This window comes from Agrobacterium tumefaciens, from assembly GCF_017726655.1.
GTDB classification, from domain to species: Bacteria; Pseudomonadota; Alphaproteobacteria; order Rhizobiales; family Rhizobiaceae; genus Agrobacterium; species Agrobacterium tumefaciens_B.
On the sequence record NZ_CP072308.1, the window covers coordinates 354,619 to 366,161 of the forward strand.

General features: G+C 59.6%; 12 protein-coding genes. 9 read left to right on the forward strand and 3 right to left on the reverse strand.

Annotated elements, in window-relative coordinates:
• Positions 1-134 precede the first annotated feature (134 nt).
• The 9 genes from AT6N2_RS01900 to AT6N2_RS01940 all read left to right on the forward strand — a co-directional run bounded on the left by AT6N2_RS01900 (position 135) and on the right by AT6N2_RS01940 (position 10,575).
• On the forward strand, positions 135-1,694 hold the full coding sequence (locus AT6N2_RS01900) for an ABC transporter ATP-binding protein (protein WP_209089586.1): 1,560 nt from the start codon (positions 135-137) through the stop codon (positions 1,692-1,694).
• Entirely contained in the window at positions 1,684-2,775 is a 1,092-nt protein-coding gene (locus AT6N2_RS01905) for an ABC transporter permease (RefSeq protein WP_209088026.1), read from the forward strand. The genes AT6N2_RS01900 and AT6N2_RS01905 overlap by 11 nt, the downstream gene beginning before the upstream one ends.
• Entirely contained in the window at positions 2,775-3,695 is a 921-nt protein-coding gene (locus tag AT6N2_RS01910; RefSeq protein ID WP_063948783.1) for an ABC transporter permease, read from the forward strand. The genes AT6N2_RS01905 and AT6N2_RS01910 overlap by 1 nt, the downstream gene beginning before the upstream one ends.
• A 34-nt stretch (positions 3,696-3,729) precedes the next feature.
• Complete coding sequence (locus AT6N2_RS01915) at positions 3,730-4,803, forward strand: BMP family ABC transporter substrate-binding protein (RefSeq protein WP_063948784.1); 1,074 nt, start codon at positions 3,730-3,732, stop codon at positions 4,801-4,803.
• A gap of 357 nt (positions 4,804-5,160) precedes the next feature.
• Positions 5,161-5,898 (forward strand): FadR/GntR family transcriptional regulator, encoded by a 738-nt coding sequence (locus tag AT6N2_RS01920; RefSeq protein WP_063948785.1) that lies wholly within the window; start codon positions 5,161-5,163, stop codon positions 5,896-5,898.
• A 205-nt stretch (positions 5,899-6,103) separates the two neighbouring features.
• Positions 6,104-7,465 (forward strand): bifunctional UDP-N-acetylglucosamine diphosphorylase/glucosamine-1-phosphate N-acetyltransferase GlmU, encoded by a 1,362-nt coding sequence (gene glmU / locus AT6N2_RS01925; RefSeq protein WP_209088029.1) that lies wholly within the window; start codon positions 6,104-6,106, stop codon positions 7,463-7,465.
• 102 nt (positions 7,466-7,567) lie between these two features.
• Complete coding sequence (glmS, locus tag AT6N2_RS01930) at positions 7,568-9,394, forward strand: glutamine--fructose-6-phosphate transaminase (isomerizing) (RefSeq protein ID WP_209088032.1); 1,827 nt, start codon at positions 7,568-7,570, stop codon at positions 9,392-9,394.
• Positions 9,391-9,894 carry a GNAT family N-acetyltransferase gene (locus AT6N2_RS01935; RefSeq protein WP_209088035.1) on the forward strand — a complete coding sequence of 168 codons (504 nt, stop codon included), beginning with the start codon at positions 9,391-9,393 and terminating at the stop codon, positions 9,892-9,894. Before glmS ends, AT6N2_RS01935 begins: the two co-directional genes overlap by 4 nt.
• 12 nt (positions 9,895-9,906) lie before the next feature.
• Positions 9,907-10,575: a DUF502 domain-containing protein gene (locus tag AT6N2_RS01940; RefSeq protein ID WP_209088037.1), complete on the forward strand. Its 669-nt coding sequence runs from the start codon at positions 9,907-9,909 to the stop codon at positions 10,573-10,575.
• A gap of 1 nt (position 10,576) precedes the next feature.
• Here the strand turns inward: AT6N2_RS01940 and AT6N2_RS01945 are convergent, their stop codons facing one another.
• Genes AT6N2_RS01945 through AT6N2_RS01955 form a run of 3 tightly spaced genes read right to left on the reverse strand, consistent with a single transcriptional unit; the run spans position 10,577 to position 11,541 of the window.
• A complete protein-coding gene (locus tag AT6N2_RS01945) occupies positions 10,577-10,960 on the reverse strand; it encodes a type II toxin-antitoxin system VapC family toxin (protein ID WP_209088040.1) in 384 nt (127 codons plus the stop codon).
• Positions 10,957-11,214 carry a type II toxin-antitoxin system Phd/YefM family antitoxin gene (locus AT6N2_RS01950; protein WP_209088043.1) on the reverse strand — a complete coding sequence of 86 codons (258 nt, stop codon included), beginning with the start codon at positions 11,212-11,214 and terminating at the stop codon, positions 10,957-10,959. The genes AT6N2_RS01945 and AT6N2_RS01950 overlap by 4 nt, the downstream gene beginning before the upstream one ends.
• Before the next feature lie 54 nt (positions 11,215-11,268).
• On the reverse strand, positions 11,269-11,541 hold the full coding sequence (locus tag AT6N2_RS01955) for a hypothetical protein (protein ID WP_209088046.1): 273 nt from the start codon (positions 11,539-11,541) through the stop codon (positions 11,269-11,271).
• Between the last annotated feature and the right edge of the window lie 2 nt (positions 11,542-11,543).

The following is an 11,543-nucleotide window of genomic DNA, read 5'->3' on the forward strand; positions in this document are numbered from 1 at the left end:
CAGTTATCAATACATCATGATGGCGCAGCATTGCATACGACTTGCCGCGCGATTGGGAACAATGACCACGGCCGTTGAAACGCCTCGCAGAAGGCATGGATGGCTGGTGAGAGAGGGAACTCGTGACTGGAACTATGGCGCCAGAGGCCGTGCCTCTCCTGTCGGTTCGCAAGCTGACCAAACTTTTCGGCAATTTTGCCGCCTGCAATGGCATTGACCTCGATATCGCGCCGGGTGAAATCCACGCGCTTCTGGGTGAAAACGGCGCCGGCAAATCCACGCTTGTGAAGATGTTGTTCGGCGTTCTCGCGCCAAGCGAAGGCGAGATCGTGTGGCAGGGCCAGCCGGTATCCGTCGGCTCGCCAAGCGAAGCGCGCCGGCTCGGCATCGGCATGGTGTTCCAGCACTTCTCACTGTTCGAAGCGCTGACGGTTGCTGAAAATATCGCCCTGTCGCTTGACCCAAAAATTTCATTGAAGGAAATCGCCAAGGAAGCCGAGACGTTGTCGCGCGCCTATGGCCTGCCGCTTGATCCATACGCGCATGTGGCCGATCTTTCGGTCGGAGAACGTCAGCGGATCGAGATCGTCCGCGCCCTGTTGCAGAACCCGCGCCTCATCATCCTCGACGAGCCGACCTCGGTGCTGACGCCGCAGGAAGCCGACAAGCTGTTTCAGACGCTGGCAAAACTGAAGTCGGAAGGCCGTTCGGTGCTTTATATCAGCCACCGGCTGGAAGAGGTACAGCGCATTTGCGACCGCGCCACGGTCCTGCGCCACGGCAAGGTGACGGGAGCTTGCGATCCGCGCAAGGAGACGCCGGCGTCGCTGGCGCGTATGATGGTCGGCAGCGATGTCGCCAGCGTCTCGCGGGCGACGGGCGAAGCGCTCGGCGCGCCGCAGATCGAGGTGATGGGGCTGTCAGTTGCACCGCGCACGCCATTCGCGGTGGCGCTTAAATCGATCTCGATGAATGTTCGCGCAGGCGAGGTGCTGGCGATTGCCGGTGTGGCCGGCAACGGGCAGGGCGAGCTGTTCGATGCGCTCTCCGGCGAGTATCCTGTCTACAATAATGATGCCATTCATCTGCGCGGTAAGCCGGTGGGTCGAATCGGCATCAATGGCCGCCGGCTGATGGGCGCGGGCTTCGTGCCGGAGGAACGCCACGGTCACGCTGCCGTTCCCGGCATGAGCCTTTCCGACAATCTGTTGCTTGCGCGCGCGCGGTCCGACCGCAAGGCATTTCTCGCCGGCGGGTTCCTGCGGGTCATCAGGGGCTCGGTGATCAAGGCGGCGGCGCGCCGTATTTGCGAAAACATGGATGTGCGCAAGAGCGGCGCTGATCCGCTGGCCGGATCGCTTTCGGGCGGCAATCTGCAGAAATTCATCGTCGGGCGCGAGCTCGATCGGCAGCCTTCCGTGCTCGTCGTCAACCAGCCGACCTGGGGTGTGGATGCGGGTGCGGCGAGCCGCATCCGTCAGGCGCTTGTCGATCTCGCCAAGGCCGGCTCGGCCGTTATCGTCATCAGCCAGGATCTCGATGAAATCTTCGAGGTCGCCACCAATATCGCAGTCATTTCCGACGGCAAGCTTTCCGATGTTCATCCGGTGGAGGAGATGACGCTTGAAAAGATCGGCCTATTGATGGGCGGCATTCACACGTCACATTCGGGAGCCGCCCAGCATGCGCATTGAACTTGAAAAACGCGCAGGGGTCTCGAAACTTTTCACCCTGCTTTCGCCGCTTCTGGCGCTGGTGCTGACGCTGCTGGTCGGCGCCATCATGTTCGCCATGCTTGGCAAAAATCCGGCCCATGCGCTTTATGCCTTTTTCGTCGAGCCGCTGCTGGAAGTGTGGTCGCTGCATGAGCTGGCGATCAAGGCCGCGCCGCTGATCCTGATCGGCGTTGGTCTTTCCATCTGTTATCGCTCCAACAACTGGAACATCGGCGCGGAAGGGCAATTCACCATCGGCGCGATTACCGGCTCCATACTGCCAGTGCTTTATCCCGACTGGCATTCCCCGCTCATCCTGCCGCTGATGATGGTGATGGGCGCTGTCGGGGGCGCGCTTTATGCGGGTATTCCGGCGCTGTTGAAGACCAAGTTCAACACCAATGAAATTCTCGTCAGCCTGATGCTGGTCTATGTCGCGCAGTTGTTTCTCGACTGGTTGACGCGCGGCATCTGGCGCGATCCGGCGGGCTATAATTTTCCGCAGACGAAACCCTTCAACGAAAGCGCCGTGCTGCCGGAAATGCTGGCGTCCGGCCGGGCGCATTGGGGCTTCGTCTTCGCCATCGTTGCGGCCATCGCGCTGTGGTTCATGATGCGCTACATGCTGAAGGGCTTCGAAGTCACCGTGCTTGGCCAGTCGGCCCGGGCAGGGCGATTTGCCGGTTTCTCCTCCAGCCGCATGGTGTGGTTTTCACTGCTGCTTTCCGGCGCGCTGGCCGGGCTTGCCGGCATTTCGGAGGCGTCCGGCTCCATCGGCCACCTCCAGCCCAGCATTTCGCCGGGCTATGGATTTACCGCCATCATCGTCGCCTTTCTTGGCCGCCTCAATCCGCTCGGCATTATCCTCTCCGGCCTGGTTCTGGCGCTGACCTATCTCGGCGGCGAGGCAGCCCAGCTTTCGATCGGTGTTTCGGACAAGGTCACGCGCGTGTTTCAGGGGCTGATGCTGTTCTTCGTGCTCTCCTGCGACACGCTGATCTTCTATCGCATCCGTGTCGTTTTTTCCGGCAGGGCGCATCGCAGAGAAGGAGCGGCATGATGGATATGCTTCAGGCCATTCTCCTCACCGTCATCACCGCGGCGACGCCGCTCGTCATAGCCGCCTCCGGCGAGCTGGTGGTGGAGCGCTCGGGCGTGCTCAATCTCGGCGTCGAGGGCATGATGATCATGGGGGCGGTCTGCGCTTTCGCGACCGCGCATATGACGGGTTCGCCCTATCTCGGCATTCTTGCCGGCATTGCCTCGGGCGCGGTGTTTTCGCTGCTGTTCGGCTTCCTGACGCTGACGCTGGTGACGAACCAGGTGGCGACGGGCCTTGCGCTGACCATTCTCGGCCTCGGTGTATCGGGCATGCTGGGCGAAAGCTTCGTTGGCCTGCCCGGCATCAAGCTGCAGCCGATCGTGTTTCCTGTCTTGTCGGAAATACCCTTCATCGGGCCGCTGCTCTTTCGGCAGGATCTGATCTTCTACCTCTCGATAGCGCTTGTCGCCGGCATAGGCTGGTTCCTGTTCAAGAGCCGTACGGGCCTGAAAATCCGCGCTATCGGCGACAGCCATGCTTCGGCCCATGCGCTCGGCATCAACGTTATCCGGACCCGCTATCTAACCGTCATGTTCGGCGGTGCGTGTGCCGGTCTTGCTGGCGCGCAGCTGTCACTCGTCTACACGCCGCAATGGGTGGAAAACATGTCCGCCGGGCGCGGGTGGATCGCACTGGCGCTCGTCGTCTTCGCGTCCTGGCGTCCGTGGCGTCTGCTGGCTGGCGGTTATCTGTTCGGGGCGGTCACCATCGGACAGCTGCACGCGCAGGCCTTCGGCATCGGCGTGCCGTCGCAGTTGCTTTCGGCGCTACCTTACCTTGCAACCATTGTCGTGCTGGTCATCATCTCGCATAATCGCCGCACGACGTTGATCAACACACCGGCATCGCTCGGCAAATCCTTCGTGCCGGACAGGTAAAAACTATCCAGTCTCCAAACCAACAGGGGTAAAAATGAAAAAACTGGTCATCGCACTTGCCGCTTCCATCGCGGCACTTGGAGGCGTTGTTTCCTCCGCTGAAGCCGCCGACGCCAAGAAGGTCTGCTTCATCTATGTCGGCAGCCGCACGGATGGCGGCTGGACGCAGGCACATGATATCGGCCGCGAAGAGTTGCAGAAGCACTTCGGCGACAAGATCGAAACGCCGTTCCTCGAAAGCGTTCCGGAAGGCCCGGATGCCGAACGCGCTATCGAGCGTATGGCCCGTTCCGGCTGTGAGCTGGTGTTCACCACCTCCTTCGGCTTCATGGACGCCACCGTGAAGGTTGCCCAGAAATTCCCGAAGGTGAAGTTCGAGCATGCCACCGGCTTCAAGACGGCTGAGAACGTTGCGACCTACAATTCGCGCTTCTATGAAGGCCGTTACATTCAGGGCCAGATCGCCGCGAAAATGTCGAAAAAGGGCGTTGCCGGTTACATCGCATCCTTCCCGATCCCGGAAGTGGTGATGGGCATTGACGCCTTCGTTCTCGGCGCACAGTCCGTCAATCCTGAGTTCAAGGTCAAGGTCGTCTGGGCCAACACATGGTTTGACCCCGGCAAGGAAGCCGATGCCGCCAAGGCGCTGATCGACCAGGGCGTCGACATCCTGACGCAGCACACCGACACGACGGCGCCGATGCAGGTTGCAGCCGAGCGCGGCATCAAGGCTTTCGGTCAGGCTTCCGACATGATCAAGGCCGGGCCCGAGACGCAGCTGACGGCGATCAAGGATACCTGGGGCGCTTATTACATCAAGCGCACGCAGGCGCTTCTTGACGGCACCTGGAAGTCCGAATCGGTCTGGGACGGCCTGAAGGACGGCATCCTGACCATGGCCCCCTACACCAACATGCCCGACGACGTGAAGAAGATGGCTGAGGAAACCGAAGCCAAGATCAAGTCCGGCGAACTGCACCCCTTCACCGGCCCGGTGAAGAAGCAGGACGGTTCGGAGTGGCTGAAGGCTGGCGAAAAGGCTGAAGACAAGGTGCTGCTGGGCCTCAACTTCTACGTCGCCGGCGTGGATGACAAGCTGCCTCAGTAATGACGCGCGTCGCATAGGCCGCATCCGCACGCCGTCATCCCGGCTTTCAGCCGGGATCCAGCGCGATCAAGTCCTCATCGCAATGAGTCTTCTGACGGCGCAGACACGCCGTGGCTGGATGCCGGATCAGGTCTGGCATGACGGGAGAGAGTAGCGACCACTTCATCAACAAAGGCCGTGCATGAATTCATGCGCGGCCTTTGTTATTTTCACCGGTTTTATTGCTTGAACGAAGTTTGCCTTTGCTTTTCACGCAACTTGATGTTTTTCACTATAATCTGACTTGAGATATACGCGTCTGGCGCGATTTTTTGAGATCACCAGCCGAACGGAAGGACATGACATTTGCAGCGCGGAATGCTCGATGCAGCGATCGGTTTTCGAAAGCTGCGGACCAATCATGCACAGGTCGTTCACAAACTCGGTCTGGATATTGTCTCCGGCACCTTCAAAACTGGCGACATTCTTCCCGGTGATGCCGAGTTGATGGAGCGGCTGAAAGTCTCCCGCACCGTGCTGCGCGAGGCGATGAAGACGCTGACCGCCAAAGGAATGATTTCGCCGAAGGCGCGGATCGGAACGCGGGTAACGGAGCGTGACAGCTGGAACATGTTCGACAGCGAAGTGCTGCTCTGGCATTTCGAAGCCGGGGTCAGTGACGAGTTTCTGCTGCATCTCTACGATATCCGCCACGCTTTCGAACCCTATGGTGCCGCGCTCGCCGCCGTCAGGGCGAAGGATGCAGACATCACCAGGCTCGCCGCCTATGCCAACGAGATGGGAAATACCGCTTATTCCAAGGAGAAACGGGCGCTCGCGGATATGAATTTCCACGTGCTCATCACGGAAATGTCCGGCAACCCGTTCATGCGCACGGTGGGGTCATTGATCAAGGCGGCGCTCGTTGGCATTTTCCGGATGAGCAACCCGGATACCGATCCAAACGAGATCTCCGATGTCTCCGCCTCCCATCTGAGACTTGTCGAGGCATTTCGTCAGCGCGACGAGGTTACGGCGCGGCGCGAGATGGAAAGGCTGATCGAAAACGGTCGCCAGCAGGTGCTGGAGTTCACCGCCCGCAACCCGCGCAAATAGATGATTTCGCTCTGGCGTTGATCACGATTGATGAAAATCGGTGCGGAAATTTGGTGCATATTTGCATGGTTTCTTAAGCGGGCCGCCGCTATAGCAATTCCGGAATGAAATTATCGATGCGTCCGCCTGTCCGCCGGGCGGCGCGAAGTCAAACATATGCCGTCGTCGCGGCTTCCTGCGGTCGTGACAAGGTGTCGGAGGTCTTATGGAGCGCAGCTCTCTAGCCGTAATTCTCGCAGCGGGCGACAGCACGCGCATGAAATCGTCGAAATCCAAGGTGCTGCATCCGGTCGCCGGGCGTCCGATGATTGCGCATGTGGTCGGCGCTGTGGCTGGATCGGGTGTGGGAACGGTTGCCCTCGTGGTTGGACGGGATGCCGAAAACGTCACGGCGGCAGCGAGCCTGCCGGGTGTTGAGGTCGAAGCTTTCCTGCAGACAGAGCGGAAGGGCACGGGCCACGCCGTTCTTGCCGCCCGCGCCGCCATCGCTCGCGGCTTCGATGATGTCATCGTGGCCTATGGCGATGTGCCGCTGATCACGTCCGCAACGCTCGACCGGGCGAGGGATGCCATCGCGGCCGGCGCCGATGTCGCGGTAATCGGATTTCATACCGAGCGTCCAACGGGTTATGGCCGGTTGCTCGTCAAGGATGGCGAGCTGGTGGCAATCCGTGAGGAAAAAGACGCAACCGATGCGGAGCGCAAGGTCACATGGTGCAATAGTGGCTTGATGGCGATCAATGGCCGCAATGCGCTTGATCTACTCGACCGCATCGGCAACAGCAATGCAAAGGGCGAATATTACCTGACCGACGTGGTGGAAATCGCCCGCTCTCTCGGCCGCCGCGCTGTCGCCATCGATGCGCCGGAGGCCGAACTGGTTGGCTGCAACAACCGCGCGGAACTGGCCTTCATCGAAAGGCTCTGGCAGGAGCGCCGGCGTCATGAATTGATGGTGGATGGCGTTTCCATGATCGCGCCCGAGACCGTGTTCCTCGCCTTCGATACGGTGATCGGACAGGATACACTGATTGAACCCAATGTTTTCTTCGGACCCGGGGTGACGATCGAGTCCGGCGTCGTTATCCATGCCTTCTCGCATCTGGAAGGCGCGCATGTTGCACAAGGCGCCGAGATCGGTCCCTATGCGCGGCTGCGCCCGGGGGCAAACCTGCACGCTAATTCCAAGGTCGGCAATTTTTGCGAGGTTAAAAAGGCCGAGATAGGCGAGGGCGCCAAGGTCAATCACCTGACCTATATCGGCGATGCCTTTATTGGCGCTGGCAGCAACATCGGTGCCGGTACGATCACCTGCAATTACGATGGCTACAACAAGGCTGAAACGCGGATCGGCGCCAACAGCTTCGTCGGCTCGAACTCGTCGCTGGTCGCACCCGTGACGATTGGCGAAGGGGCTTATATCGCTTGCGGCAGCGTCATTACCGATGATGTGCCCGCCGATGCGCTGGCTTTTGGGCGCGCGCGCCAGGAAGTGAAGCCGGGTCGGGCAACGGTGGTCCGCGAGCGGGCAAAGGCGCTGAAGGAAGCAAAGAAGAAGTCGTCTTGAAGGACGTTACCAAACGATATTGAACCCGACCGTCGGCATCATTGCTGATTGTGCGGGAAAGATGAGTAGTTTTGGCGAAGAGATCGTCGTCTGGAGATATATATGTGCGGAATTGTCGGAATTGTCGGAACTGAGCCCGTTGCTGAACGGCTTGTCGATGCGCTGAAGCGCCTCGAATATCGTGGTTACGATTCAGCCGGCGTTGCCACCATCGACAATGGCGCGATGGATCGCCGCCGTGCCGAGGGCAAGCTGTTCAATCTCGAAAAGCTGGTGTCCGAACAGCCGCTGCCGGGCGTGGTCGGCATCGCGCACACCCGCTGGGCGACCCATGGTGTGCCAAACGAAACCAACGCGCACCCACATTTCGTCGATGGCGTAGCCGTCGTCCATAACGGTATCATCGAGAACTTCGCCGAACTGCGCGAAGAACTGATCGCCGAGGGTGCCACCTTCACCACCCAGACCGACACGGAAGTGGTTGCCCAGCTTCTGGCCAAATACACCCGCGATGGTCTTGGCCATCGTGAGGCGATGCTGAAGATGCTCAACCGCGTCACGGGCGCCTATGCGCTGGTGGTGATGTTCAAGGACGATCCCGGCACGCTGCTTTCGGCGCGCTCCGGCCCGCCGCTTGCCGTCGGTTATGGCCGCGGAGAAATGTTCCTGGGGTCGGATGCCATCGCGCTCTCGCCCTTCACCAACGAAATCACCTATCTGGTCGATGGCGACTGTGCCATCGTGACCCGTCAGGGTGCTGAGATCATCGATTTCTCCGGCAGACCGGTGAAGCGCGAGCGGCAGATTTCGCAGGCGACGGCCTATGTGGTCGACAAGGGCAACCACCGTCACTTCATGGAAAAGGAAATCTACGAGCAGCCGGAAGTCATTTCTCACGCGCTTAGCCATTATGTGGATTTCGCCTCCAAGACAGTGAAGGAAGCCGATAAAGCCATCGATTTCGCCAAGCTTTCCGGCCTCGCGATTTCCGCCTGCGGTACGGCTTATCTTTCCGGCCTGATCGGCAAATACTGGTTCGAGCGTTATGCGCGCCTGCCGGTGGAAATCGATGTGGCCTCCGAGTTCCGTTATCGCGAAATGCCGCTTCAGCCATCGCAGGCGGCGCTGTTCATTTCGCAATCCGGCGAGACCGCCGATACGCTGGCGTCGCTGCGTTATTGCAAGGAAAATGATCTCAAGATCGGCGCCATCGTCAACGTACGGGAATCGACGATCGCACGCGAATCAGATGCGATTTTCCCGATCCTTGCCGGGCCGGAAATCGGTGTCGCCTCCACCAAGGCTTTTACCTGCCAGCTCGCCGTGCTCGCGTCGCTGGCGATTGCCGCCGGCAAGGCGCGCGGCACGATCACACCTCGGCAGGAAACCGAACTCGTGCAGCATCTGATCGAGATGCCACGCATCATGAGCAAGGTGCTCAACATCATCCAACCGCAGATCGAGGCGCTGTCGCGCGATCTGTCGCGTTTCAAGGACGTGCTTTATCTCGGCCGTGGCACCAGCTTTCCGCTGGCGCTGGAAGGTGCGCTGAAGCTCAAGGAAATCTCCTATATTCACGCAGAAGGTTATGCCGCTGGCGAGCTGAAGCACGGACCCATCGCGCTCATCGACGAGAACATGCCTGTTATCGTCATCGCCCCGCATGATCGCTTCTTCGAAAAGACCGTCTCGAACATGCAGGAGGTCGCAGCCCGTGGCGGCCGGATCATCTTCATCACGGATGAGAAGGGAGCTGCTGCTTCCAAGCTCGATACCATGGCGACAATCACGCTGCCGACCGTCGATGAATTGATCGCACCGATGGTCTTCTCGTTGCCCATCCAGTTGCTGGCCTATCACACCGCCGTTTTCATGGGGACGGATGTCGACCAGCCGCGCAACCTTGCAAAATCGGTCACGGTGGAATGATCATCCGGCCGGAGCGCCAAGGTGACGAAGAGGCGATTGCCAGCGTTACGGAAGAAGCCTTCCGTAACGTCGACCACAGCGACAAGACCGAACATCTGATCGTGGCGCGGCTGCGTGAGGCCGGTACGCTCACCGTTTCGCTTGTGGCCGAAGACAGCGAAGGGATCGTCGGCCATATCGGCTTTTCGCCCGTGACGCTCTCAAGCGGCGAGACGGGATGGTTTTGTCTTGCGCCGCTTTCGGTGACGCCGGAACGGCAGGGCGAGGGCATCGGCTCACGGCTGGTGCGTGAGGGGCTTGGTGCGCTCGATCGGCTGAGCGCGTCGGGATGTGTCGTTGCTGGCGATCCCGATTATTATGGACGCTTCGGTTTTTGCGCCGTCGAAGGCCTTGGCGCTCTTGGGATTCCTGACGAATATTTCACAGTTCTTCGCTTGCATGGGGGAACGCCATCCGGCATTGTCAGTTTTCATCCGGGTTTCGATAGCGACAGCGCTTAACGCGAACGGTAAATGACCGACATTCCTCCCAAAATTTCCTTTGCGACACGGTTGCGCAACAGCTTCCTTACGGGCGTTCTGATTCTCGCGCCCGTCACCATCACCATGTGGCTGGTGTGGAGCTTCCTGCAATGGGCCGACAGCTGGGTGAAGCCCTACATCCCCGCCCGTTACGATCCCGAGCAATATTTCGATGTCGCCATTCCCGGCTTTGGCCTGCTGATCGCCGTCATCGGCATTACCCTCATCGGCTTCCTCGGAAATAATCTGATCGGCAAATGGATCGTCGGCGTCGGCGAATCCATCCTCAACCGCATGCCGCTGGTGCGGCCGATCTATAAAAGCATCAAGCAGCTGTTCGAATCCGTTCTGAAGGAGCACTCGAACTCGTTCAAGAAGGTCGGCCTCATCGAGTTCCCGTCCCCGGGCACATGGGCGATGGTCTTCGTAGCGTCCGAAGCAAAGGGCGAGCTTGCGCATCGCTTCAACGAGATGGGTCAGCAGATGGTCGCCGTATTCCTGCCGCCGACACCGGTGCCGACGGCTGGTTTCCTGCTGTTCGTGCCCAAGGACAAGATCGTGATGCTGGACATGACCCCGGAAGACGCGGCAAAACTGCTGATCTCGGGTGGTCTCGTGGCGCCGGATTTCACGCCGCCGAAGATGATTGCGCCGGTCTAATCTAGAGAACGCCCGGGATGTCCGTCTGCGAAAAGTCGTTACCGACATAAAGCAAACGGCAACCCTCTGTTTTCGCCAGCTCGTAGGCAAAGCAGTCGCCGAAATTTAGTCCGGCAGGATGAACGCCCTTGCCCCAAATGCGATAAGCTTCCGAAATGCCATGCGCCGATTTGGGGGTGACGGGCTTGATTTCGGCGCCCAGGCCTTCGATCAGCATCTCTAGTTTCCGGCTGCGGTCGCGCCGCTGCGCCACGATCATGGCCTCCGCAAGCGTCCCCGCTGAAATGAGCAGAGGTTCATCAGTTTCGAGCGCTGAGGCGCAGGCATCCGCTTTGGGTTCATCGAGCAGGATCGTCATCAGAGCCGACGTATCGATAACGATCATTTCGGAAAGCCGTGCTCGTCATAGAGAAAATCCTGACTATGCGCGGCATCCGGGCCATTATCGCCTTTATTGGCGACAGTCGCGCGCACTTTTGCGAGCGCGGCGCTACGGGATGTTTTATCCGCCACGACGGTGACCGGAACCAGCCGCACGGCTGCGTGGCCATGACGAGTGAGAATGACCTCATCACCGGCTTCGGCGCGGCGCACCAGTTCGGTAAGCTGACTTTTTGCATCAGTCACGGATATCTGCACGGCTAACCTCGGGCGTTAAAGTTAGCGTTATATTAGTCCATTCAATGGACCATATCAATCCTCGTCGTCCAGATCATCCACCTCTGCTCCCGTGGTCGTGGCATGGAACACCGGCACGAAAAGCCGCATATAGACCAGCCTCACGCTCCAGCCTTCTTCCAGCGCCAGGCTCCAAGCCTTCTTGCGGCCGGGCTTTTTGAACATCTTGCCGATCGCCTTTTTCTCGCTCTTCGCAAATGTCTCGGGTTGCAGGATGTTCTGCGGCGAGCACAGCGCGTATCCCTTGCGGAAGGCGGGCGGCGGGCGGCGGGGGTCGATCATGTTCATGG

Coding starts and splice junctions, on each gene's coding strand:
- AT6N2_RS01905 (WP_209088026.1), top strand. CDS start 1,684: ATGCGCATTGAACTTGAAAAACGCGCAGGGGTCTCGAAACTTTTCACC.
- AT6N2_RS01935 (WP_209088035.1), top strand. CDS start 9,391: ATGATCATCCGGCCGGAGCGCCAAGGTGACGAAGAGGCGATTGCCAGC.
- AT6N2_RS01910 (WP_063948783.1), top strand. CDS start 2,775: ATGGATATGCTTCAGGCCATTCTCCTCACCGTCATCACCGCGGCGACG.
- AT6N2_RS01920 (WP_063948785.1), top strand. CDS start 5,161: ATGCTCGATGCAGCGATCGGTTTTCGAAAGCTGCGGACCAATCATGCA.
- AT6N2_RS01945 (WP_209088040.1), bottom strand. CDS start 10,960: ATGATCGTTATCGATACGTCGGCTCTGATGACGATCCTGCTCGATGAA.
- glmU (WP_209088029.1), top strand. CDS start 6,104: ATGGAGCGCAGCTCTCTAGCCGTAATTCTCGCAGCGGGCGACAGCACG.
- AT6N2_RS01900 (WP_209089586.1), top strand. CDS start 135: ATGGCGCCAGAGGCCGTGCCTCTCCTGTCGGTTCGCAAGCTGACCAAA.
- AT6N2_RS01940 (WP_209088037.1), top strand. CDS start 9,907: ATGACCGACATTCCTCCCAAAATTTCCTTTGCGACACGGTTGCGCAAC.
- glmS (WP_209088032.1), top strand. CDS start 7,568: ATGTGCGGAATTGTCGGAATTGTCGGAACTGAGCCCGTTGCTGAACGG.
- AT6N2_RS01955 (WP_209088046.1), bottom strand. CDS start 11,541: ATGAACATGATCGACCCCCGCCGCCCGCCGCCCGCCTTCCGCAAGGGA.
- AT6N2_RS01915 (WP_063948784.1), top strand. CDS start 3,730: ATGAAAAAACTGGTCATCGCACTTGCCGCTTCCATCGCGGCACTTGGA.